The organism is Herbaspirillum autotrophicum, assembly GCF_001189915.1.
Lineage (GTDB): Bacteria > Pseudomonadota > Gammaproteobacteria > Burkholderiales > Burkholderiaceae_D > Herbaspirillum > Herbaspirillum autotrophicum.
This window is the reverse complement of sequence record NZ_LFLS01000001.1, coordinates 92,924-116,152: the sequence shown is the minus strand read 5'-3', so window position 1 is coordinate 116,152 and position 23,229 is coordinate 92,924. Positions and strand designations below refer to the sequence as shown.

Sequence of the window (23,229 nt, the reverse complement as noted above, 5' to 3'; positions counted from 1 at the left end):
AATACTAATCATGTGCCGCACCCGCCTTCATCCATACCGGCGCAATCTCAATACCAGAAAGGAATCGCGTAAATACCAAAATTTTCCGCATAAGCAAAACTGAAAATCATCGTTCTAAAAAAAGTCCCTGCTTCCTATACTCGGCTCACCTTCTCCACATTGAAAAACCGATAGCCGCCATGGATCTGAATGGATTGAAAGCATTTCTGGCAGTCTCTGCCGGCGGCAACATGACCACTGCCGCCAGAGAACTCGGCCTGACGCAATCGGCGATTTCGCAATCGGTGCGGCAACTGGAAGAACAATTCGGTGCCGTGCTGGTAGACCGCACGACCCGGCCGCTGCGACTGACTGCCGCCGGCAGTATCGTGCGTCGCTATACCGAACGCATGCTCAATGAAGCCGAACAAATGACGGCGGCGATCCGCTCCACCGGCACCATTCCGGAATTGCGGATTGCGCTGGTCGATTCGTTTGCGGCCACCGCCGGTGCTGAATTCATTCGCACGGTGGCGCGCTTTGCCCAGAATCTGTATATCGGCGAAGGCTTCTCCACCAGCCATGCCCAGGAATTTCGCGCCCGCAAACTGGATTTGCTGGTGTCCCCCGATCCGATGGAAGAACTCGACGGCGTAGTGCGCTATCCGCTGATGACCGAACCGTTTCTGCTGATTGCACCAGATACCGAGTTGATGGCCGGCCAACAAGCAGTCGATGTCCGCCAGCTCAATTCGGCGCTGCCGATCATCCGCTACAGCAACCGCTCTGCTGCCGGCTCCCGCATCGACCGCTACTTGCTGGAACGCGACATCAAACTGCGGCAGCGAATCGAAGTGGAAACCTCGGAAGTCATGTGCGGACTGGTCGCCAGCGGCATGGGCTGGGGCATCACCACGCCCTTGCATCTGTTGCAGGCACGCTCGCATCTGGAAGGCATTACGGTGCGGCCGCTGGCTGACAAGCTGCAACGCACGCTGTATCTGATCGTGCGCACCGGCGAATATGAGAAAGTGGCGCACACGGTATTGCAGCGCATGCGCGATGTCTTGCGCGACAACGTGATTCCGGAGATCCGCAAGATCATCCCCAAACACGTCGGCGGCTTGCTGGTGTGCGAGGAAAATTGAATGACGACGCTCCGCTCTTTCTATCTTCAGCATGCCGCACGCAGCAAGTGCCGCACGCTTGAGTATTGCTGTACCAGCGCCGCCGGCGCTCCTCATCAACATTGCACTTTACCAATAATTTCAAGCAAATAACCAAGGGAACCAACAGATGAAACGGCATGCATTATTGTTTATCGGACTGACCTTGCTGGCCGGCGTTGCCAACGCCGACAAGCTGGATGACATCAAAAAAGCCGGCGTACTGCGCGTGGCTGCCTTTGACGGCAATCCGCCATTCGGCTATATCGACGCCACCACCAAGAAGACCGTCGGCCTGGATATCGACTACGCCTATGAACTCGGCAAGAAACTCGGCGTCAAGGTCGAGATCGTGCCAACCAATCCGGCCAACCGCGTACCGCTGCTGACATCCAACAAGGTCGATCTGGTGTTCGCCAACTTCACCATCACCGAAGAGCGCGCCAAGGTCATCGATTTCAGTATTCCTTACTTCGCTTCGGGCCAGCAGTTCCTGGTCAAGAAAGGGGTCTTGAAAGATCCTTCGCAACTCAAGGATCTGCGCGTCGGCACCGACAAGGGTACGACCATGGAAACCACATTGCGCGAAAAGTATCCGGATACCAAAGTGGTGTTGTATGACGACACTCCGCTCGGTCTGGCCGCGCTGCGCAATGGCAATATCCAGGCTTTCAGCCAGGATGGCTCCAAGCTGACCGCGATTCTGGCCAGCCTGCCGGACAAGCAGAAATATGAAATTCCGGCCTTCGCGATTTCGGAAGAATATGAAGGTATCGGCATCCCCAAGGGCGAAACCCGTCTGGTGGCGTATCTGAATGACTGGCTGCGCGATCTGGAAAAGACCGGTACGGCACAGAAGATCTACGACAAGTGGTTCGGTCCGCAAAGCAAGTCGCCGTTGCCACGTCTGTTCAAGATCGGTGATACCAAGCTGCGCGAAAAATAATCACTACCGGTAAGCACGACGATTCACACCGTCACCTCAACCTCATGCAACACCAGAACCGGCCGCCGTCAGGCGGCCGGCTGCCAGCTGCATACTTTGCCATCATGACTACTTCCCGCCCCCCTGCTGACATCCTGACACAGACACGCACCACTGCAGTCGCGGCCACCATGCAGCAAATACGCGCCATCATCGGCGCCGCACTGGAACCGACGCCACAGCAACTGGAACAGGTCGCGGCCTGTCTGCGACAATTGGCGGCACTGGGCGGACTGTTTCCTGACGCGCATTTCCCCGGACCGGATGAAGGCGTGGCAGAAACCTTGTACCTGCTGTCGGAAGACGACGATCTCAACAACGCCTTGTACCTGTACCGCCCCGCACCCGGCATGAGCACGCCGCCGCATGATCATTCGACCTGGGCCGTGATTGCCGGCATCGAAGGCGAAGAACCGAATACCGTATGGCAGTCCGGCACGGCACCGGAGTCCGGCCTGCAGATCAGCCGGCGCTTCAGCGTCGGCCCCGGCCAAAGCGCCTGTTTCACGCACGACCAGATTCACAGCATCGCCATCGCCGGCGAACGCGCCATCAAGCATTTGCATCTGTACGGTCACAGCTTGCTGGACTTGCCGCGCCGGCGCGACTTCAATGCCGCCGATGGCAGTTCCTGGCCGCAAACCGAAAAGCCGCTGGTACTGCCGCCGCAATCGTTGACGGCTGCCAGCCATGCTTGACCTGAACGCGCTGAGCGCCCAGATGCTGGCACCCAAATATATCGGCTGGCTGGTCAATGGCTTGCAGATGACCTTGTTCGTCACCGTCATCACCGCCATCGTCGCCACCCTGCTCGGTTTTCTGCTGGCCGCCGCGCGCTCCAGTTCGCTGCGGTTGCTGGCCTGGCCGGCCACCGCCTACATCGCCCTGTTCCGCAACACACCGCTGCTGGTGCAATTGCTGTTCTGGTATTTCGGCTTTCCCAGCCTGTTTCCGGAAGGCACCATGGAATGGCTCAATGCCGTCCATCGCATCCATTTGTTCGGCTTTATCCCGCTGACCTGGCCTTCGTTCGAATTCGTGGCGGCGGTGTTCGGCCTGATTCTGTATTCCACCGCCTATGTCAGCGAAGAAATCCGCGCCGGCATGCGCGGCGTCGCCACCACCCAGGCACTGGCCGCGGCCGCGCTGGGACTGACGCGCTGGCAGTCGCTGCGCTACATCGTCTTACCGCAAGCGGTTCGTATCGCCACGCCGTCGTTACTCGGGCAATACATGAATATCCTGAAAAACACCTCACTGACCATGGGCGTGGGTCTGGTCGAACTGTCGTACACCTCGCGCCAGGTCGAAGCAGAAACCTTCAAGACCTTTCAAGCCTTCGGCATCGCCACGCTGATGTACATCACGTCCATCGCCGTGATGGAAGTGGTCGGCCAATATCTGCTGCGCCGCCGCGCGCGGCACGGTCACTGAGAATCCGAGATCCCGCCATGGAACTGTCCGTACTGACTGAAAATCTGCCCTACCTGCTGTGGGGCGCCTATCCCGATGGCCCGCTTGGCGGTGCCGCGCTGACCTTGATCCTGAGCCTCGGTTCGGCCGTGATTTCGGCGCTGCTCGGCGCCGTGCTCGGCATCGCGCTGGCGATGACGCGCGGTGCCGTCAACACGACACTGATGCTGGTCTTGGGATTTTTCCGGGCAATTCCGGTCTTGATGCTGATTTTCTGGACTTACTTTCTGCTGCCGATTGCTTTCGGCATCGATGTGCCGGGTATTCTGTCGGTCATGTTTGCGCTGTCGCTGATTGGCGCGGCTTATCTGGCGCACTCGGTGTGTGCCGGCATTCAGGGCGTGCGCAGCGGTCAGTGGGATGCCGGGCTGTCGCTCGGCTTGCCACGGCTGGCAGTGTTGCGCCACATCATCTTGCCGCAGGCACTGCAAATGATGATGCCGTCCTTCGTCAACCAATGGGTAACGCTGATCAAGGACAGTTCGCTGGCTTATATCGTCGGCGTCGGCGAGTTGTCGTTCGTGGCGGCACAAGTGAATAGCCGGGTCATGATTTATCCGGCCGAGATTTTCATGTTTGTCGGCGCCATCTATTTCATTCTGTGTTCCAGCCTCGACATTTCTGCCGCGCAACTGGCGCGCTACTTTCAGCCACCAGCGATTGCGGCACGGCGTCTGCGCCGCAGCGAACAACAGCGCCGGGAGCAATTCCGCGTCAGCGCACCGGCAGGAATTGCAGGAACGAACCGCCCAGCAGATTCTGTACGTAGCTGATACCGGCGCGGCGATATTTCTCCGTCACGAATTCGGCCATCAGGTCGAGCCGGCCGACGATCTTGCCGAATTCCCGCTCAAAGCTCAGATTGCGTTCGCCGCTGTTGATCTCATCCGACAACAGCAACAACTGGCCATTCGCAGTACGGCGCGTGGCCAGCATCCAGGAAGCGATCTCGATATTGCGCGCCGCGTTGTAGAGGAATTGGGCGTCCAGACCATCGATCAGATAAAACTCAGTCTTGCCGCCATGCGCAGTCACGATCATGTCGGCAGTGGCGTAAATGAAGGCCGCAACGCGGTCGGCTTTGAAATCCGGTGCCAGCGACAGCGACATGGCGGCAATATCATGCTTGCCCTGCAAATCATTCCAGGTCTGCCGCCGCTCGATGGAAAACCGTACCTGTCGTATCGCATCTTCGCGCGTGACGGCGGTCTTTTTCCATTCTGCCGGATTGCGCCGGTACAACTTGTCCATCAGGCGATACAGGCTATCGAGGTTATCGCGCATGGCCAGCGTCGCCATGCGGTTGGTGTCGGACTGCCCCATTTCCCTGCCACTGGTCGGCGCCCCCTTGACCTCGCCATGCGGCGTCGGCGCCGAAGCACAGGCAGTCAACAACAAGGTGGCAGCAATCAACAGGAGGGGCGAAGCCATTGGTCTCATTATTTTCATGTCGATGAGACCAGCTTAATTCAAAATCGGTTCAACTACCTGAATTACATGCACCGCTGAAACGATGCGAAATTGGGTCTCACTGCGGCCACAAGCTCAATCCCAAGTAACTTCACCGTATTCAGGACGTATTTCATCAATAACCGCGAGTGCGGTATGGATGAAATGCGTTCTGGCAATCGCTGTTTCGAAAAGATTGCATTCACGCACTTTTTCTGTAGCGCAAGCTGTCGCCTCGTGCCCCCCAACAGTAAGCAGGGGCTTGAGACAGGTGCTGTGCGGACCAATCACTGCGCAAGATATCCCTGCCGGCTTCGACACGACTCCCGTTCTGTTATCAAATGCCTGATCAACAGCCAGTCGAAGCACTCCCCCCAATCTTGAAAATGGATATGTTGGCCGGCCTGGCCGGGGTCAACGTCGCACAATGTCAGCCAGCCCCCATGAGCACGATGACAGACTACCCGGAACTCGTGATCGCTTTGGGTCCCGACACACGCTTTTTGGCGGTGGACAGATTCGACCGCGGTCCTGATGGTGCTGTGCATATGGAAGATGCCTGTCAACTGCTGACACTGATGCCCGGTCAAAAGTATTCAGGTGCAAAACAATTCGTCAAGCTGATTCAAATACTGGATCGCTTCAGCACGCGAGGCATCGAGGATGTACGTCAGTTCTTTGTCCGGCAGGTTGTCAATACGCTCATCGGTAACCCGGATGCACACCTGAAGAGCTTCAGTGTGCTCTATCCCAATGGCATAAGCCCTGAACTGTCTCCGGCTTACGATATCGTCTGTATGTCGGCACTGCCGGGCTTCCGAGGTTTCGGCACCAACGTCGCCATCGACGCATTGCAGCGAAAAGAAACCCGGGACAGGTATGCCGCCATCGCCAGGCAAGCAGGAATTTCCGAACGCATTGCCAAAGCAGCTGTCACGCAAACGGTTTCGCTTGCTAAAGACCACTGGCCCAAGGCGCTGAGGGAAATGGAAGTCCCGCACGCCGTCCGCCGGGAAATTGAGGATCGCCTGAATTCGCTGCCGCTGGCGCGCGGTGTAATGTCGTGACCGGAAAGCATAATGAAATCTGCTTTCTCATCGTCGTTGCAGCACGCGATCTTATGTAATTCCGCGTAATACGATTCAACCCTATACACCACAGATAAAGACGTCAGGAAAGCAATCACAAGCGGCGCCTCGTAAGCGTGTGCATCAGTCATTTCGCGACGGTATCCGCGATACGATGTCAGCCGCCAAACCCGGCCACGAGTCTCAAACAAACAGCCGCAATAAAAAAATATGGCAGCGCCAAATACTGGCCGCTGCCGTTGTTTTTCCATCTGAATCTGTCCAGCCGGCAAGCATTGCTGCCGGCCCGCTTAACTCAGCCGCACCCCGGTCAGATAACCGACCGTAGCACCGAAGCGGTCATTGTAATTGGCGCGCACCAGTGGGTCGAGCTGGGCCTTGACCTTGTCGTGCAAACCCTTTTCCCAGTCGCCGGCGTGCTGGAAATTGCTCATGATGTAGGTCCAGCCGTGGATTTCATCGACCGCATGCAAACCGGTCGATTCGGCCCCGGCCGGACATGACAGGATGCGCGACAGGCGTTTGCTGTCGACGTTATAGGCCCACAGGAAATTATTGACGTGCATGCCGCTGTCTTCACCGATGAACAGCGTGCGCAATTTTTCCGAGAACTTGATGTTGTCGGGATTGGCGATCTTGTCGGCGTGCGCCAGATTGCCAAGTTCATCCGGCTGTTTCAAATCCTGACCGATCAGTGCCGGCGGCGGCGCCATATCAACCGGTACCCATTCGCTGACCAGGGCGGTGCCGCTCTCATCACGCTGACCGCCGCGCAGATTCAAGGCATACACGGCGCCGGCCTTCGGCCCTTGCACCTTGATATCGCCGGAGCCGTCGAGCATGGAAGTCTGTACATACGACATGGCCGAGTAGGCGATCTTGTCGCGCGCATTGACGGTGGTGCCTTCCATTTTGGTAAAACCGAGACTGCCGCCACGCAAGGCGGCATAGCGATGGGTTTCCAGAAACGCCGCCGCCTTTTCCATGCCTGGCTTGAGCTTGACCCAGTTGCTTTTGCCGCCGAACGGGATCTTGGTCCAGGACGCGTCTTGCGGGTCGCTGGTGCGGACTTCCATGATGTCGGACGCGGTCAGCTTGTCGGCCATGGCCTGAATTTCGGCGCTGGCAGCGCTGCCCAGTTTGATCCAGCTGAGGTTGCCGGCGCCCGGGCCGACACCGGAAGTCTGGTGCCATTTGGCCACGTATAACGTACCGGCCGACAAATCTTCGGCGCGGTCGGCAATGAACATGAACAGGCCGCCGTTGGTGGCGTCATCCCCCATCAACACGGTGCGGCGGTCCGGCATCACTTGCACCAGTTCGTGTGAAATGCGGCCCAGACAATAATGCTTGACCACGCTGCCGCTGCCGTCGGCATTGACAGTAATTTCCGGCAAGTGGCCGTAATGGTAGGGATTGGCCTTGTCCGGCGCGCCATACAAATTCTGGCTGAAGGCGCGGAATTGCACGTTGGCAGCAATCGCGGCCGCATCCGGTTCGTATTCTTCGCTCGACAAATGGGTATTCCATGGCGACAGGCTGGCACCGCAGGTAATCCACAAGCCATGCACGGCCGAGGTATCGACATTGTGATACTTGACCAGCGTCAGCTTGCCGGTGGCCGGATCCTGATCCAGCGTCAGCACTGCAATCGGCGACGGCAACTGGCCGTACATCGCGGCTTGTTTCTGGTCGCGCGTGGTGTATTCGAATTGCACCACGGCAAATACGGCATTGCCCTTGATGCCGGCCACGGTGGCGCGGTCCAGTTGCAGCAAGGACGAACCATCGGGGCAGTCCGAGAAGAAATGACGTTCCTTGCCCGGCAGCGAACGGTCGATGATCGGTTGTCCGTGGATATCGTAATAACCGCCGGCCAGCACCTTGCCGCCCTTGCCATCCGGCACCATTTCACCGGTCATGAAGAATGGCTGATAGGCCAATTGATAACGCTGGCGGGCGCCGTCGTTGAATTGCACTTCCAGGCTGGACGCCACGGTAGTGGCTGCCATCGCCGCCGGATCGGCCAGTGTCGGCGCTGCCATATGGCTGAACGAGGCACCGGCAAAGCCGCTGCGGTTGGGGTCGGTCGCGGCGCCGGCACAACCGGCCAGCAAGGCCGCCGGACCCAGCGTCAGCGGCAGCAAGGGTGCGCTGGACAACAGTTTCAGCAAATGGCGACGCTGCAGCTGAGGCTGGGACTGCTCATCGGACGTGGCGCAGGCATGGGCAAGGGGTGCGGTATTTTTCATTGAAACGGGCTCCTGGTGCGGTAAGGCCCTGAATATTGCCAAAAGACAATACACAGAATGTGTTGCTGACAAAGTACTGACAAGGCGAAAAGCCTAACCGCCAAAAATGACAAGCGCGTGACGCGTAAATTCACCACGCCAGTCTTGTATAATGCGAGGTTTGAATGCCAAAGAAATCATCATGGAAGCAGAACGCCTAAATTCCCTCCAATCCCTGCTGGACGACCTGAATGTGCGTGCAGTAGAACTTCGGAGGTATCTTTGACTTCGATGTGAAGTCAGAGAAACTCGACCAGGTCAACGCTGAACTGGAAGACCCGGAAGTCTGGAACGACCCGAAACGGGCGCAAGACCTCGGTAAAGAAAAAAAATCGCTGGAAAACATTGTCCATACGCTGATCAAGATTGACAGCGAGCTGGCGGATACGCGCGACCTGTTCGCGATGGCCCGCGAAGAAAAGGATGAAGACACGCTGGTCGCCATCGAAGCCGATGCCGAGAAGCTGCGCGAGATCGTTGAAGGCATGGAATTCCGCCGCATGTTCAACAATCCGATGGACCCCAACAACTGTTTCATCGACATCCAGGCCGGTGCCGGCGGTACCGAAGCGCAGGATTGGGCGTCCATGTTGCTGCGTCAGTACCTGCGCTATTGCGAGCGCAAGGGCTTCAAGACCGAAATTCTGGAACAGTCCGACGGTGAAGTAGCCGGTATCAAGACCGCCACCATCAAGGTCGAAGGCGAATACGCCTACGGCTTTCTGCGCAGCGAAACCGGGGTTCACCGCCTCGTGCGCAAGTCGCCGTTCGACTCTGCCAACGGTCGCCACACCTCGTTCTCGAGCCTGTTCGTTTATCCGGAAGTGGATGATTCGATCGATATCGACATCAATCCGGCCGATGTCCGCGTCGATACTTATCGCGCGTCCGGCGCCGGTGGACAGCATATCAATAAAACCGACTCCGCAGTCCGGCTCACGCACGCGCCGACCGGTATCGTGGTGCAATGTCAGAATGACCGCAGCCAGCACCGCAACCGCGCCGAAGCGTGGGAAATGCTGAAAGCCAAGCTGTTCGAACTGGAATTGCGCAAACGCATGAGCGAGCAGCAAAAGCTGGAAGATTCCAAGACCGATGTCGGCTGGGGTCACCAGATCCGCTCTTACGTGCTGGACCAGTCCCGCATCAAAGACTTGCGCACCAACTTTGAAATGGGCAACACCAAGGCCGTGCTGGATGGCGACCTCGATGGCTTCATCGCGGCTTCGCTGAAACAGGGCGTCTGATCTGCAACGGCGGCCGGCGCTTCGGCGTCGCCGCCGGCAATACTGCCTCACCGCATTGCCTCACGCCGCCTTCGCGCGACGTATTACCGTGCACTTATTCCTGCTGATTACTGAAGAATTCTCAATCCCATGACCACGCCAAACGACAACGCCGCACTGCCAGCCAACGACAAGGAAACGGAAAATTCCATCATCGCCGAGCGCCGCGCCAAACTGGCTGCGATTCGCGCCCGCGGGGTGGCCTTCCCGAATGATTTCCGGCCGCAACACAAGGCTTCGGAACTGCACGCCGCCTACGACGAATTCGATAACGAAAAGCTGGAAGCCAATCCGGTGCAAGTGTCGGTAGCCGGTCGCATGATGCTCAAGCGCGTCATGGGCAAGGCGTCCTTCGCCACCATTCAGGACGCGTCCGGCGCCCTCGCCGACGGCCGCATCCAGCTTTACATCACCAATGACGTCAGCGGCATCGAAACCCATGACGCCTTCAAGCATTACGATCTGGGCGACATCATCGGCGCCGAAGGTTTGCTGTTCAAGACCAAGACCAACGAACTGTCGGTCAAGGTCACCAGCCTGCGCCTGATCACCAAGTCGCTGCGTCCGCTGCCGGACAAGTTCCACGGCCTGTCCGATCAGGAAACCAAGTATCGCCAGCGTTATGTCGACCTGATCATGAGCGAAGACACACGCCGCACGTTCAAGGCCCGTACTGCTGCCATGTCGTCGATCCGCCGCTTCATGGAAGAGAATGAGTTCATGGAAGTCGAAACGCCGATGCTGCACACCATTCCCGGCGGCGCCGCGGCCAAGCCGTTCATCACCCATCACAATGCGCTGGACATGCAAATGTTCCTGCGCATCGCACCGGAACTGTATCTGAAGCGTCTGGTGGTCGGCGGCTTCAACCGCGTATTCGAAATCAACCGTAACTTCCGTAACGAAGGCGTGTCGCCGCGTCACAATCCGGAATTCACGATGATGGAGTTCTATGCCGCCTACGTCGACTATCAATGGCTGATGAGCTTCACCGAAGCCGTGATCCGTCAGGCCGCCATGGATGCCCACGGTACCGCCACCCTGACCTATCAGGGTCGTGAACTGGATCTGAGCAAGCCGTTCGAACGCCTGACCATCGTCGGCGCCATCAAGAAATACGCGCCTGACTATCAGGACGCGCAATTGCAAGACATCGCCTTTCTGCGGACCGAACTCAAGAAGTTCGGCGTCAAGGCCGATCAGGCGCCGCTGGCCAACGCCGGCATCGGTGCACTGCAACTGGCGCTGTTCGAAGAAACTGCCGAATCGCAATTGTGGAACCCGACCTACATCGTCGATTATCCGGTGGAAGTATCGCCACTGGCACGCGCTTCCGATACCGTCGCCGGCATCACCGAGCGTTTCGAACTGTTCATCACCGGTCGCGAAATCGCCAACGGCTTCTCCGAGTTGAATGATCCGGAAGATCAGGCCGCACGCTTCCAGGCACAAGTCGCCGCCAAGGATGCCGGCGACGAAGAAGCCATGTATTACGACGCCGACTACATTCGCGCGCTGGAATACGGCATGCCGCCCGCCGGCGGCTGCGGCATCGGCATTGACCGTCTGATGATGCTGATCACCGATTCACCCAACATCCGTGACGTGATCCTGTTCCCGCATCTGCGCCGCGAAGACTGAGCCTGACACCACCGTTATCCGGACGGATGACGGTAAAAAAATGAGAAGGCCGGCGCGGTGGAATGCGCCGGCCTTTTTCATTGAAACCCCGCATGACAACATATTGCGACGATTACCCGCAGTAGTTGCCGAAACCGCATCAATGTATTGGTCGTTTTCATGGACAGATTATCTGTTGCAAGGCATTCCTTACAAGTTTTTACAACTGACACACGATCATGCTTTTTATGAAGCGGTCTGCCATTGATAATCCTTCTCATACAACAACAGGAAGAGGCTTATCATGGAAAACGCGAATATCACGACGACGTCGAACCGCATTCATCCGCTGCTGGCAACTGCTGCGGTAGCCGTGATTCTGGTCAGTCTGACCGGCGTCGCCGCCATTACCGGCCTGCTGCCCACTTCGCACAGCACTGCCGCGCCCCAGCAAGTTGCCGCACTGAGCGACACCAATGCCAACACACCAGCCGCCGCCGTCACCGCACCTTTGGCGCCGCGCAACGAACCGGCACCGGCGCGCGTGCGCAGCAAACCGCAATCGAATTACAGTGGCTATAACAGCCCGGCACCGGCGGTCGTGCAATCGTGCTCGACCTGCGGTGAAATCCAGGCAGTACGCGCCGTGCAAAGCACACCGAAGGCCAGCGGCGTAGGGATTGCTGCCGGCGCCGTGCTGGGTGGTGTACTCGGCAATCAGGTGGGCGGCGGTAACGGCCGCACGCTGGCTACCGTGGCCGGCGCCCTCGGCGGTGGCTTTGCCGGTAATGAAGTAGAAAAGCGCAGCCGTACCACCACTTCGTATGTGGTGGATGTCCGAATGGAAAACGGCAGCGTCCGCTCTTTCCCGCAAACCTCGGAAGGCTGGCGCGTCGGTGATCAGGTCCGCGTCGTCAATGGTCATCTGAGCGCACGCGGCTGATCGCCACGGCAGCACACCATCGGCGCCTGCCATCAGGCAATCAGCAGCCGTAGTCATCCGCAGATGGCTACGGCTTTTTGCTGCCTGACAACGGTGCAAATGGCAGCAATTTCATATGCCCATACTGCATAAGCATCCAATTATTTATGCATACGCCTTCTAAGCGGGCTCTGCTAAACTTGTTCTGAATTCAGCCTTGGACCACAGTTATCGTGATTCGCATCGCGCACTTACATAAAAATTATCAGGTTGACAATCACGATGTCGTTGCCCTTTCGGATATCAATCTGGCTATCGAAAGCGGTGAGATATTCGGCATCATCGGACGCTCGGGTGCCGGTAAAAGCACGCTGATCCGCACCCTGAATCTGCTCGAACGTCCTACCCGGGGACAGATCTTCATTGAAAACGAAGACATCACCACCTTCGACAGCACCCGCCTGCATCAACTGCGGCAACGCATTGGCATGATCTTTCAGCACTTCAACCTGCTCAATGCCAAAACCGTTGCTGCCAATGTCGACTGGCCACTCAAGATCACCGGTAAATACAGTCGCCACGAACGTGCAGCCCGCGTCGACGAATTGCTGGAACTGGTCGGCTTGTCTGCGCATCGCGACAAATATCCGGCGCAATTGTCGGGCGGCCAGAAACAGCGGGTGGGCATCGCCCGCGCGCTGGCCAACTACCCGCGCCTGTTGTTGTGCGACGAAGCCACCTCGGCGCTGGATCCGGAAACCACGCAATCGATTCTGCATCTGCTGCTCGACATCAACCGCAAGCTGGGCCTGACGATTGTCTTGATTACCCATGAGATGCAGGTCATCCGCAGCATTTGTGATCGCGTTGCCGTAATTGACAATGCGCGCATCGTCGAAAGCGGCAATGTCACCGATGTCTTCCTGCATCCGCAACATGCGGTCACCCAAAGCCTGGTGGCAGAAAGCAACAGCTTCGATACCCAACTGATGCTGCGCGCCGATCAGTTCAACGGCAAGCTGGTACGCCTGACCTTCGTCGGCGATATTACCTATCAGCCGATCCTGAGCAATATCGCCGCTGTCAGCGCCGCCAGCATTACCATCTTGCAAGGCACCATCGCCCGTATCAAGGACACCCCTTACGGCCAGTTGCTGGTCGAACTCAATGGCAGCGCCGACGAGATCGTGCAGGTATTTGCCAGCCTCGACCACCATGGCATTCGTCACGAGGTGCTGCAATGATCGACTTCTCGGTAATCGACTGGAGCGACATCTGGCAAGCCACGCTGGAAACGCTGACCATGACCGGCCTGTCACTGCTGTTTACGATACTGATCGGCCTGCCGCTCGGCATTCTGCTGTTCCTGACCGGGCGTCGCCAATTGCTGGCGCAGCGCGGCGTTTATCTGTTGCTGTCGCTGGTGGTCAATGTCTTGCGTTCGGTACCGTTCCTGATTCTGCTGATCGTGATGATTCCGGTGACCTTGCTGCTGGTCGGCACCTCGCTTGGCGTCGAGGGGGCAATCCCGCCGCTGGTGATCGGTACCGCTCCGTTCTTCGCGCGCCTGGTGGAAAACGTCTTGCGCGAAATTGATCGCGGCGTGATCGAAGCCTGTCAGGCCATGGGCGCCAAAACGCACCAGATCATTTTTGGCGCACTGCTGCCGGAAGCCTTGCCCGGCCTGCTGGCGGCGGTGACCATTACCGCCATCACCCTGATGTCTTACGCCGCCATGTCAGGCGTGATCGGCGGCGGCGGTCTCGGTGATCTGGCGATCCGGTTCGGCTATCAGCGGTTCCAGACCGAGGTGATGATCGTCACCGTGGCGGTGCTGGTGGTACTGGTGCAATTGCTGCAATTTTTCGGTGACCGGCTGGTGCTGCACTTTACGCGTAAATAGCTTACCGGCTGGTGCTGCCTGTTGAAGTATCGATGTTATTGATTTCATTTCTCGCAAAGGAGTTGTTCATGTCACGCAAGTTCTCGCTGTTGTTCGCCGCCTCCCTGAGCCTGTTTGCGGCTGCCGCCCATGCTGCCGACAAACTGGTGATCGCCGCCACGCCGGTACCGCACGCCGAAATTCTGGAGTTCATCAAGCCGACCCTGGCCAAGGAAGGCGTCGATCTGCAAGTCAAGGTATTCACCGACTACGTCCAGCCCGCTGCTCAGACCAATGAAAAACAGGTAGACGGCAACTTCTTCCTGCATCGCCCGTACCTGGAAGAGTTCAAGAAGAACCACAAGAACGATATCGAAGTTGCGGTCGCCAAGGTGCACGTCGAACCGTTCGCGGCCTATTCGCTGAAATACAAAAAAGCGGCCGACATTCCGAACGGCGCCACGATTGCCATTCCCAACGACCCGTCCAATTCCGGCCGCGCCCTGCTGCTGCTGGCACGCAATGGCCTGATCAAACTGAAGGACATCAACAATATTTCGGCGACCCAAAAAGACATCGTCGATAATCCGAAAAAATTCAAATTCCGCGAACTCGAAGCCGCCACCTTGCCACGCGTTTTGAATCAGGTCGATGTCGCGCTGATCAATACCAATTACGCCATTGAAGCCAAGCTCAATCCGGTCACCGATTCGCTGTTCATCGAAGATGCCAATTCGCCCTACGCCAATCTGCTGGTGGCACGCGAAGACAACAAGGACAGCCCGGCCATCAAGAAACTGGTTGCCGCGCTGAATTCGCCTGCCGTCAAGAAATTCATTCAGGACAAGTACAAGGGTGCAGTCGTGCCGGCATTCTGATTGCGGCACATGCCAACCTGATTTTCTGACAACGGAAACGGAATATGTCGGGCAGTCATTGCCCGACATGCTTCATACGATGCCACCAACCTGTATCGAATGGCCTGAGCACCCCGCAACAAAACTTCCATTAGATGCGCGCGCCAGTTAATTCCATTTGAAATCAGAAAAATTTCTTATCGAAAAAACCAGCGACAACTCCGTCTGGTCCGGCCTCATATTTATTCACCAACGGCATCGCGTAAAACGCAGTTAATCCCACAATTTGCCAAAAAGCCGTAAACGGCCCCCCCATTTTGGCAATTGAAGCAGAAAATTCAGCGTCATAGATTCATCATCGTCAACACGGGATGCAATGACCTGAAATGCACTGTTCCTATCACCTCATCCGCTGGCTGTCGTTGCCATTGCTGCACTGTGTCGCGGCTGCCGTCCTGTGCCTGCCTGCCAGCACCTGCATGGCCGCCGACACCATCAAGAAAATCACCGACAGCAAAACCATCGTCATCGCCTTCATGGGCGGCCTGAGCGACAGCACAGCGCCATTTGCCATGGTGGAACCGGGCGGTCAGGTCAAAGGTTATGCGATTGAACTGTGCAACCGGATTGCCGACGGTATCCGGGAAGAGCTGCGTCTGAGCGAACTCAAGGTCAAATACTGGCCGGTCAATGTCAACAACCGGGTCGATGCCCTGCTCGACAACAAGGCCGATCTGGAATGCAGCGTCACTACCAATACCGCGGAACGACGCAAGAAAGTGGCATTCACCATTCCGCATTTTTTTACCAGCGTGCGCATGCTGGTGCGGGCCGACTCGTCGATACGAGAATGGAGCGATCTGCAAAATCACAAGATCGTGGTGCAAAAGGGCAATGGCATGGTCAACATGATCAACCAGCGTACGCTGGTGGGCTCGCTCGCTGAATCCATCACCGAGATGTTGTCTACCCAGGAATGTCTGGACATGCTGGACCGGCGCAAGGCCGACGCTTTCGTGATGGATGAAGTATTGCTGCACGCCGCCGTGATGCGGCACACCACCGATCCCGGCAAATATCTGATCACCGGCACGCCGTTATCGGTGGAAGCCTACGCCATCATGATGCGCAAGGATGATCCGGCGTTCAAGCAGATGGTCGACCGTCAGATGGCAAAGCTGGCGTATCGCGGCGACATCAAGAAAATTTATGATCGCTGGTTCATGCCACCGGCCGTGCAGCAACAAAATCTGTTCAACATGCCGATGAGTCATTTGCTGCGCGACTTGCTGCGCTACCCCAGCGACAAGGTCACCAATTGATGAACTGATGAGCAGGACCATGCGATCACGCTCCTGCGCCCGGTCGTCATGCATAAATTGCGCATGAATATGCGGTAACGGTCTTTGCCCCGGCTGAGATTTGCACTTACGATGATCTGCTTGTCTTCATCGATCCGGAACCGCCATGTCATCGCCATTGAAAAAAATCGCTTCCCTGCTCGGCCTGAGTTTGCTGGCATTTGCCACCGTCGCTGCTGTCGCGCCGGCGGCCCACAGCCAGACGCTCAAGGAAATCAAACTCGATTACGCTTACTATTCGCCCGAAAGTCTGGTGATCAAACGCAATGGCTGGCTGGAAGAAGCGTTCAAGGCGCAGGGCACCACCGTGCAATGGGTTTTCTCACGCGGCAGCAACAACTCACTCGAATTCCTCAACAGCGGTGCTTCCAATTTCGCGCTGACGTCCAGCATTTCGGCGCTGGTCGCCCGCGTCAACGGACAACCGGTCAGGACCGTCTACAGCTATCTGTGGGCCGAACCGAGTGCACTGGTAGTGCAAGCCAATTCGCCGATCCGCAACGTGGCCGATATCAAGGGCAAGAAAATTGCCGCCACCAAAGGCACCGATCCTTACTTCTTCCTGCTGCGCACACTGGACGCCAATGGCCTGAAACCATCCGATGTGGAAATCGTCCATCTGCAACATCCGGACGGTCGCACCGCACTGGAGCAAGGACGGGTTGATGTCTGGGCCGGTCTCGATCCGCACATGGCCGGCGCTCAGGCTGGTGGTGCACGCTTCATTTATCGCAACCCGGCCTTCGGTCTGGCGGCATTTCTCAATACCAGCGAAAGCTTCCTCAACGACCATCCGCAAGCAGTGCGCACGGTACTCAAGGCATATGAACGCGCTCGGCGCTGGATTATCGCCAATCCCAAGCCGACGGCCGCACTGATTGCCGAAGAAACCAAATTGCCGGCCAACGTGATCGAACTGCAATTGGCGCGTTACGACTTCAGCCGTCCGGTACCCGGTGCGGCGCATCTGGATGCCATCAAGCCGGTAGTGCCGCTGCTGCAAAAAGACGGCATTCTGCGTCGCAACGCCGATGTTGACGGTCCGTTGAATTCCCTGATCGATGCCCGCATCGCGACGGAAGTCGTGGCGGAGAAATAGGCATGTCCCGCGCCGGCGCCACCTTGCACAAAGTCCCGCGGCCGGCATTCGGCTTCGGTCCGCTGCGCTTGCCCAAGCGCGTGCGCGGACTGGTATTGCCAGTGATCTTGCTGGCAGCATTGGAAATCGCCGGTCGCTGGGGCTGGATTCCCGGCTATCTGATGCCGCGTCCCAGCGAGTTGCTGACGACCCTGGCCGAACTCGCCGAAGGCCCGCTGTGGCGACACATCAATGCCAGTACCTTGCGGGTATTCGCCGGCTTTGCCATCGGCGGCGTGCTGGCACTGATCTTTGGCGCCTGGGTCGGACTCAGCAGTCTGGCCGAAGACTATATCGAACCCATCTTTCAAGCCTTGCGCGCGGTACCCGGTCTGGCTTGGGTACCGCTGCTGCTGATCTGGCTCGGCATTGATGAAACCTCCAAAATCACCTTGATTGCCATCGGCTCGTTCTTTCCGATTTACATGAATTTGGTGGCCGGCATCCGCAATGTTGATCGCAAACTGGTTGAAGTCGGCGCCATGTATGGCTTCAGCCGGCTGCAACTGATCCGCCGGATTTTCATTCCGGCCGCCAAACCCTATCTGTTCACCGGCTTGCGCAATGGTTTATCGATGGCCTGGTTGTGCGTGGTCGCGGCCGAATTGCTGGCCGCCACGCAAGGCATCGGTTACCTGCTCACCGATGGCCGTGAAGTCTCACGGCCGGATCTGGTGCTGGTGGCCATCGTGACGCTGGCCGTCATGGGAAAGATTACCGATTCCCTGCTCAAGTATTGGGAAAGCCGCAGCCTGGCCTGGCGCGATGCCTTCAACGGCGATCCGGCCTGACACCAGTTCTGCACTACCGCAAGACATAAGGAAACCCGGCATGAGTACCTTGCTCGACATCAAAGTAAGACGCAAAGCCTTCGGCGGCGAAACCATCCTCGACAGTGTCGATCTGGCGCTGGCAGAAGATGACATCGTTGCCCTGCTCGGCCCCAGCGGCTGCGGCAAAAGCACGCTGTTGCGCATCGCCGCCGGCCTCGATCAGGATTTCAACGGTTCTGTCACACGCGCCCCGGCACTGACGCAACAACGCAACGGCGGCGTTGCTTTCGTATTTCAGGAACCGCGCCTGATGCCATGGCTGAGCGTGGCGCAAAACGTCGGTTTTGCCGATGGCGACCAAGCCGATCAGGTGTGGATCGCGCAATTGCTGAAAGAAGTCGGATTGGCCGGCTGGGAAGACAAACTGCCCAAGCAGTTATCCGGCGGCATGGCGCAACGTGTCGCTATTGCGCGCGGCCTCTACTCGCGCCCGCGCGTATTGTTGCTGGATGAACCGTTCAGCGCCGTCGATGCCTTTACCCGCATGAAGCTGCAAGACCTGCTGCTGAGCCTGGCCGGCATTCACGACATCTCACTGCTGCTGGTGACCCACGATATCGACGAGTCGCTCTACCTCGGCAAGCGCGTACTGGTAATGGGCAGCCGGCCCGGCAATATCCGCACCACCATCAACGTCGACCTGCCCTATCCACGCAACCGTACCGATGACCGGCTGCGCGAATTCAAGGCAGTAGCGCTGGCGGAGTTGTACGACGCGCATGCGATTTGAATTCAGCTTCAATCCTCCGGTATTTTCTTCAGATTTCCTATGTCAGACCACACCATTTCCGCCCATGCCTTGCAACAGCAGCTTTCAGATACGCAAGAGCTGGCAGTACTCGATGTCAGAGAGGCCCGGTTCTTCAATCAGGCGCACCTGAACCTGGCGCGCCATGCCGCCTTGAGTACCTTGGCGCAGCGCATCGCACAACTGGTGCCGCGCCGCACTACCGCCATCGTTGTGATCGACGACAATGACGGCGCCGGGGGCCCCGAAAGTACCCACGCTGTGCGCGCGGCGCAATTGCTGCAACGCCTCGGCTATACCGATGTCCGGCGTCTGGCGGGCGGCTTGCAAAGCTGGATCGCACAAGGCCTGCCGGTGATCGATGGCTATAACACCCTGATCAAGGCTTTCGGCGATATCGTGCGGCAACACTACCGCACTCCGGTCTTGCGGGTGGAAGAATTGCGGCAACGGCAACAACAGGGGTTGAGCACGACCGTGATTGATGCACGTCCGCGTAACGAATACGAATTCCTGTCGATTGCCGGGGCCCGCAATTATCCCGGCACCGAGCTGGCATTGCGCCATTTTCCCGCGCGCGATCCGCAACATCTGTGGGCCATCAATTGTTTCAGCCGCACGCGCGGCATCATCGGCACCACCACATTGCGATTGCTGGGACTGACAGATCAGGCCGTGTTCGTCGAAGACGGCGTCATGGCGTGGGCGTTGCAAGGCGGCGCAGTAACACAACAGGCCGCAGCGGCAGATGATATTCCGGCCCTGCCCGACGCCGAATTGGCGCGTCTGGCCAGTGACTTGCGCACGCGTTACGATTTGCGCCGCATTGATGCCAGCGGCCTGCGTCATTTGCGGGAAGCCGGCGACCGCAGCTTGTATGTCTTCGACCTGCGTCCCGGCAGCACCGACCAACCGGACATTTCCATCGCGCGTGCCATCGCCGGCGGGCAATTATTGATGCATTTCGAAAATGTCATTGGCACCCGCAATGCCCGCATCGTATTGATCGACGATCCGCATCGCTTGCGCGCAACAGTCACCGCCTTTTGGCTGACGCAATTGAATCAGGCGGAAATCTATATTCTGGACGACACGCTTACTCCCGCAGCATTGGCGCCCGCACCTGCACCGGAGACTGCTGCCGCATCGGGCACGGCAACACCGATCACCGCTGCGGCACTCTTGCGTTTGTATCGCGAGCATGCAGCCGACATCGTCGATGTCAGTCCCAGCATCGATTTTGAACGCGCACATATACCCGGCGCCCGCTTTCTGCTGCCGGCCTCACTGACGCCGCTGACCGCCATTATCCCTGCGCCACGCCAGTTGGTTTTCACTTCCACCGACGGTATCGCCGCGCAACTCGCGGCCCAAGATGCCGCTGCGCGCTGGCCGCAACAGGCAATTTCCTGGCTGCAGAACGGCAATCAAGGCTGGCAGCAAAGCGGCCAGCCATTGCAGGCGCATTATGCGAACGAGGATTTGCTGACGCCATTTGATGACGACTGGAATTCGGTGATGCGCATCTTCGGTCCGCGCCGCAATGCAGCCTGGGTCGATTATCTGCAATGGGAAAAGACCTTCAGCGCACGCGTGATCAGCGATACAACGGTGCGCTTCGCGCTGTTTGCAGCCAACTGATGCGCAACATTGGCGGCGTCACTTCAACGGTGACGCCACCAGTGCACTGACTTGCCTCTCTTTATTGCCCCACCGGCTGACCCGGCTTCCAGACAATTTTTTTCACTTCCACCTTGCGTGGCACCAGTCCCAGTTCGGCAAAGCGATTGGCCACATCCTGCTGTTGCGCCACGATGCCGTCATCCAGATACTTGATGGCAAACGTGCCCCGATCCACCACGATGCGTTCAATATCCAGCGGAATTCCGGTCTGATCCGTCAGCAATTGCGCCAGTTGCGGACGATTGGCTTCCGCCCATTTACCGATATCAATCAGACGATCCGTGATGCGCTTGAGCAATTCCGGATGTTTGGTTGCAAACTCGCGATTGGCCATCAGATAATTATTTGAATAGACGACACGACTGTCTTTGGTGATGTTGCGTGCATGGTGAACCTTTTCGGCAATCGCCAGATACGGATCCCAGACCACCCAGGCATCGATTTCACCTTTATCAAACGCCGCCGTGGCATCAGCCGGGGCCAGATAGGCGATCTTGACTTCATCCAGTTTGATGCCCGCCTTGTCCAGCGCAGCGACCAGAAAATGATGCGAACTGGTGCCCTTGGCCACACCGATACGTTTGCCTTTGAGATCGGCCAGCTTCTTGATGCCGGAATTTTCCTTGGCCAGAATGCCTTCGCTGTTCAGACCGGCTGGCTGGGTAGCCGCGTACACCAGATTCTCGCGCGCGATTTGCGCAAAGATCGGCGGTGCGCTGCCGGACGATCCGAAATCGATCTGATTGGCATTCAAGGCTTCGAGCAGAGGATTACTGTAGGCAAATTCATACCATTTGACGCTGATGCCGAGCGGTTTGAATTCCTCTTCCAGCACCTGCCGCTGTTTGGCAATTGCCAGCAGGCCACCCTTTTGCAAGGCGACGCGAATCTCCTTCACTTCTTGTGCCGCAGCACCAAACGACAAGCTCGCCAACGCCACGGCAAGCAACACACGTCGCTTCCAGATTACTGCACTCATTACAACTCCTCCGGTGACAAAACAGAAAAGTATAGGATTGCGTGGTGCGCATGCGAACGAAGCTTTTTGTCTGTTGATATACCAAAAATATTGCATTGACCACAGCTTGATGACGCCCCGCCGTTCGCCATTGCTGTTCAATGCCAATGCCCCGGCTGCTCGCGGTCGAACCGATCCTCGATGTCGCGCAGATGGCGGATCAGATGTGGGAAATCACATTGCTTCCGAGCCCGCCCGGAAATATCGGCAACAGATACAACGACACCGACATTTCCGAATTGAAGAATTTGTCGTCCATCGCCGGCAGCGATGTTCTGGCCGGCAACGCCAGTTTTTGCAACAGCACCAGCAGCAGTACACCGAACGCGCCAGCATACGACGCAACAGCAAGGTGCCGAAAATGGCGGCGGGCACAATCAGGGAAAAGAAAATCAGAAGATAGAAAAGATAGAACTCGAACTTGAGAAAGCGCTGTCGGCCATGATGGCTCACGGAACGCAGCTCGCGCCATATTGCGTTTTCACGATAAGAAAGCCAACGGCAATCGCTGACCTGCTGCATCATCCGATTGCCGTCAGGATGAATCAGAATTTTCCGACCAGGCCGACCGACCACAGATCGACATTGCTTCTGCCGCCGGTGACAGTGGTATCGCCGACATTGTTGAAACGCTCATATTCGGTGCGCACGCTGAATGCCGGCGTCAACGCATACGACAGTCCCACGCCGTAATTCAGGTTGGTGCTGTTGCTGCTGCCTGAATACGTATATGCGCCGCCGACCGACGGTGCGCCGGACGCCAGGTTGAGCGTGGTATTGCTGTAATACAAGCCGCCTTTGGCAAAGACCGAAAAGCCATTGCTCAGCGGATAGATACCCAGCGCATCGATCACGGCGCCGTCGTTCTTGAGCGTGCCGGAGCCGGTCCCGTCGGCAAAATTGCCGTTATAGCTCAACTGCCCCAGATTGACGTACCCACCTTCCACCGCAAAGTAGGGATTGAACTGATAGCCGAGCAACAGTTTGAACGCGGTGTCGGTATTGCTGACACCCGAGGACTGCACCGCGGCGCCATTGTTGGCAAACGTGTTGTCGAAGGTGCTTGCGCCGGCGCCATCGCCGCTGTATCTGGACTGGCCCACTGAGCCCACCACATACATATCCTGTGCGTACACTGAAGTGGTCGACGCCACCATGCATGCGAATAATACGGTCTTGATTTTCATGCTGATTCCTTTGAGAGATAACGGTCTTGAATCAACTTGCGTGACGTAAGTTGGTGCCTATCAAAACCCTCTGCTTGCACTACGGCCTGCGTTGCCGGGAGAGAGGATGGAGAACCGACAAGCTGCAATGTAGGACTGAAGAACAGCACAAAACATGTTTTTTACAACTGATTACGGCTACCCGCCATCTGATACACGGCGCTACAAAAAGCACCCGCGCTGATACACTGACAACCAGCTGAATTCCTTTACTGGCAAGGCCT

The 23,229-nt window shown here is 57.4% G+C and carries 22 protein-coding genes; 17 read left to right on the top strand and 5 right to left on the bottom strand.

Going from position 1 to position 23,229, the window contains the following annotated elements; translation table 11 throughout:
• Positions 1–179: 179 nt before the first annotated feature.
• The 5 genes from AKL27_RS00515 to AKL27_RS00495 all read left to right on the top strand — a co-directional run bounded on the left by AKL27_RS00515 (position 180) and on the right by AKL27_RS00495 (position 4,376).
• Entirely contained in the window at positions 180–1,127 is a 948-nt protein-coding gene (locus AKL27_RS00515; protein WP_050460613.1) for a LysR family transcriptional regulator, read from the top strand.
• A gap of 148 nt (positions 1,128–1,275) precedes the next feature.
• The gene (locus tag AKL27_RS00510; protein WP_050460612.1) at positions 1,276–2,091 is read left to right on the top strand and encodes an ABC transporter substrate-binding protein; all 816 of its coding nucleotides are present in this window, start codon (positions 1,276–1,278) and stop codon (positions 2,089–2,091) included.
• A gap of 104 nt (positions 2,092–2,195) precedes the next feature.
• Positions 2,196–2,828, top strand: coding sequence for a cysteine dioxygenase family protein (locus AKL27_RS00505; RefSeq protein ID WP_157056734.1), 633 nt, complete (start codon positions 2,196–2,198; stop codon positions 2,826–2,828).
• The gene (locus AKL27_RS00500) at positions 2,821–3,564 is read left to right on the top strand and encodes an amino acid ABC transporter permease (protein ID WP_050460610.1); all 744 of its coding nucleotides are present in this window, start codon (positions 2,821–2,823) and stop codon (positions 3,562–3,564) included. The genes AKL27_RS00505 and AKL27_RS00500 overlap by 8 nt, the downstream gene beginning before the upstream one ends.
• Before the next feature lie 17 nt (positions 3,565–3,581).
• Positions 3,582–4,376 (top strand): amino acid ABC transporter permease, encoded by a 795-nt coding sequence (locus tag AKL27_RS00495; protein ID WP_083438763.1) that lies wholly within the window; start codon positions 3,582–3,584, stop codon positions 4,374–4,376.
• Here AKL27_RS00495 and AKL27_RS00490 read toward each other — a convergent pair.
• The gene (locus AKL27_RS00490) at positions 4,318–5,043 is read right to left on the bottom strand and encodes a hypothetical protein (RefSeq protein WP_157056733.1); all 726 of its coding nucleotides are present in this window, start codon (positions 5,041–5,043) and stop codon (positions 4,318–4,320) included. The genes AKL27_RS00495 and AKL27_RS00490 overlap by 59 nt on opposite strands.
• A gap of 350 nt (positions 5,044–5,393) precedes the next feature.
• Here AKL27_RS00490 and AKL27_RS00485 point away from each other — a divergent pair, with 350 nt between their 5' ends.
• Positions 5,394–6,119: a type II toxin-antitoxin system HipA family toxin gene (locus tag AKL27_RS00485; RefSeq protein ID WP_083438762.1), complete on the top strand. Its 726-nt coding sequence runs from the start codon at positions 5,394–5,396 to the stop codon at positions 6,117–6,119.
• Positions 6,120–6,430: 311 nt separating this feature from the next.
• On the opposite strand, the gene AKL27_RS00480 is transcribed toward AKL27_RS00485, so the two are convergent.
• Positions 6,431–8,392 carry a PhoX family protein gene (locus AKL27_RS00480; RefSeq protein WP_083438761.1) on the bottom strand — a complete coding sequence of 654 codons (1,962 nt, stop codon included), beginning with the start codon at positions 8,390–8,392 and terminating at the stop codon, positions 6,431–6,433.
• A gap of 181 nt (positions 8,393–8,573) precedes the next feature.
• Here AKL27_RS00480 and prfB point away from each other — a divergent pair.
• The 11 genes from prfB to AKL27_RS00425 all read left to right on the top strand — a co-directional run bounded on the left by prfB (position 8,574) and on the right by AKL27_RS00425 (position 20,719).
• Positions 8,574–9,678 (top strand): peptide chain release factor 2 gene (gene prfB / locus AKL27_RS00475; protein WP_157056732.1). Its coding sequence is split into 2 segments (ribosomal slippage): positions 8,574–8,654 and positions 8,656–9,678, totalling 1,104 coding nucleotides; the frame shifts between segments, so codons are not numbered across the junction.
• Between the two features lie 129 nt (positions 9,679–9,807).
• On the top strand, positions 9,808–11,358 hold the full coding sequence (gene lysS / locus AKL27_RS00470; RefSeq protein ID WP_050460608.1) for a lysine--tRNA ligase: 1,551 nt from the start codon (positions 9,808–9,810) through the stop codon (positions 11,356–11,358).
• Between the two features lie 283 nt (positions 11,359–11,641).
• Positions 11,642–12,280: an outer membrane lipoprotein gene (locus tag AKL27_RS00465; protein WP_050460607.1), complete on the top strand. Its 639-nt coding sequence runs from the start codon at positions 11,642–11,644 to the stop codon at positions 12,278–12,280.
• A 212-nt stretch (positions 12,281–12,492) separates the two neighbouring features.
• The gene (locus AKL27_RS00460) at positions 12,493–13,503 is read left to right on the top strand and encodes a methionine ABC transporter ATP-binding protein (protein ID WP_050460606.1); all 1,011 of its coding nucleotides are present in this window, start codon (positions 12,493–12,495) and stop codon (positions 13,501–13,503) included.
• The gene (locus AKL27_RS00455) at positions 13,500–14,162 is read left to right on the top strand and encodes a methionine ABC transporter permease (protein ID WP_050460605.1); all 663 of its coding nucleotides are present in this window, start codon (positions 13,500–13,502) and stop codon (positions 14,160–14,162) included. Before AKL27_RS00460 ends, AKL27_RS00455 begins: the two co-directional genes overlap by 4 nt.
• A gap of 68 nt (positions 14,163–14,230) precedes the next feature.
• Positions 14,231–15,019, top strand: coding sequence for a MetQ/NlpA family ABC transporter substrate-binding protein (locus tag AKL27_RS00450; protein WP_050460805.1), 789 nt, complete (start codon positions 14,231–14,233; stop codon positions 15,017–15,019).
• A gap of 365 nt (positions 15,020–15,384) precedes the next feature.
• Positions 15,385–16,320 (top strand): amino acid ABC transporter substrate-binding protein, encoded by a 936-nt coding sequence (locus AKL27_RS00445; RefSeq protein ID WP_157056731.1) that lies wholly within the window; start codon positions 15,385–15,387, stop codon positions 16,318–16,320.
• Between the two features lie 145 nt (positions 16,321–16,465).
• Positions 16,466–17,458, top strand: coding sequence for an aliphatic sulfonate ABC transporter substrate-binding protein (locus AKL27_RS00440; RefSeq protein ID WP_050460604.1), 993 nt, complete (start codon positions 16,466–16,468; stop codon positions 17,456–17,458).
• Positions 17,459–17,460: 2 nt separating this feature from the next.
• A complete protein-coding gene (locus AKL27_RS00435; protein ID WP_083438758.1) occupies positions 17,461–18,288 on the top strand; it encodes an ABC transporter permease in 828 nt (275 codons plus the stop codon).
• A 40-nt stretch (positions 18,289–18,328) separates the two neighbouring features.
• Positions 18,329–19,060 carry an ABC transporter ATP-binding protein gene (locus tag AKL27_RS00430; RefSeq protein ID WP_050460603.1) on the top strand — a complete coding sequence of 244 codons (732 nt, stop codon included), beginning with the start codon at positions 18,329–18,331 and terminating at the stop codon, positions 19,058–19,060.
• Between the two features lie 39 nt (positions 19,061–19,099).
• On the top strand, positions 19,100–20,719 hold the full coding sequence (locus AKL27_RS00425) for a rhodanese-like domain-containing protein (RefSeq protein ID WP_050460602.1): 1,620 nt from the start codon (positions 19,100–19,102) through the stop codon (positions 20,717–20,719).
• Between the two features lie 61 nt (positions 20,720–20,780).
• Here the strand turns inward: AKL27_RS00425 and AKL27_RS00420 are convergent, their stop codons facing one another.
• The 3 genes from AKL27_RS00420 to AKL27_RS00415 all read right to left on the bottom strand — a co-directional run bounded on the left by AKL27_RS00420 (position 20,781) and on the right by AKL27_RS00415 (position 22,966).
• A complete protein-coding gene (locus AKL27_RS00420; protein WP_050460601.1) occupies positions 20,781–21,740 on the bottom strand; it encodes an aliphatic sulfonate ABC transporter substrate-binding protein in 960 nt (319 codons plus the stop codon).
• A 199-nt stretch (positions 21,741–21,939) separates the two neighbouring features.
• Complete coding sequence (locus AKL27_RS26970; RefSeq protein ID WP_232310850.1) at positions 21,940–22,251, bottom strand: hypothetical protein; 312 nt, start codon at positions 22,249–22,251, stop codon at positions 21,940–21,942.
• Between the two features lie 73 nt (positions 22,252–22,324).
• The gene (locus tag AKL27_RS00415) at positions 22,325–22,966 is read right to left on the bottom strand and encodes an outer membrane beta-barrel protein (protein ID WP_050460600.1); all 642 of its coding nucleotides are present in this window, start codon (positions 22,964–22,966) and stop codon (positions 22,325–22,327) included.
• Positions 22,967–23,229: the final 263 nt, after the last annotated feature.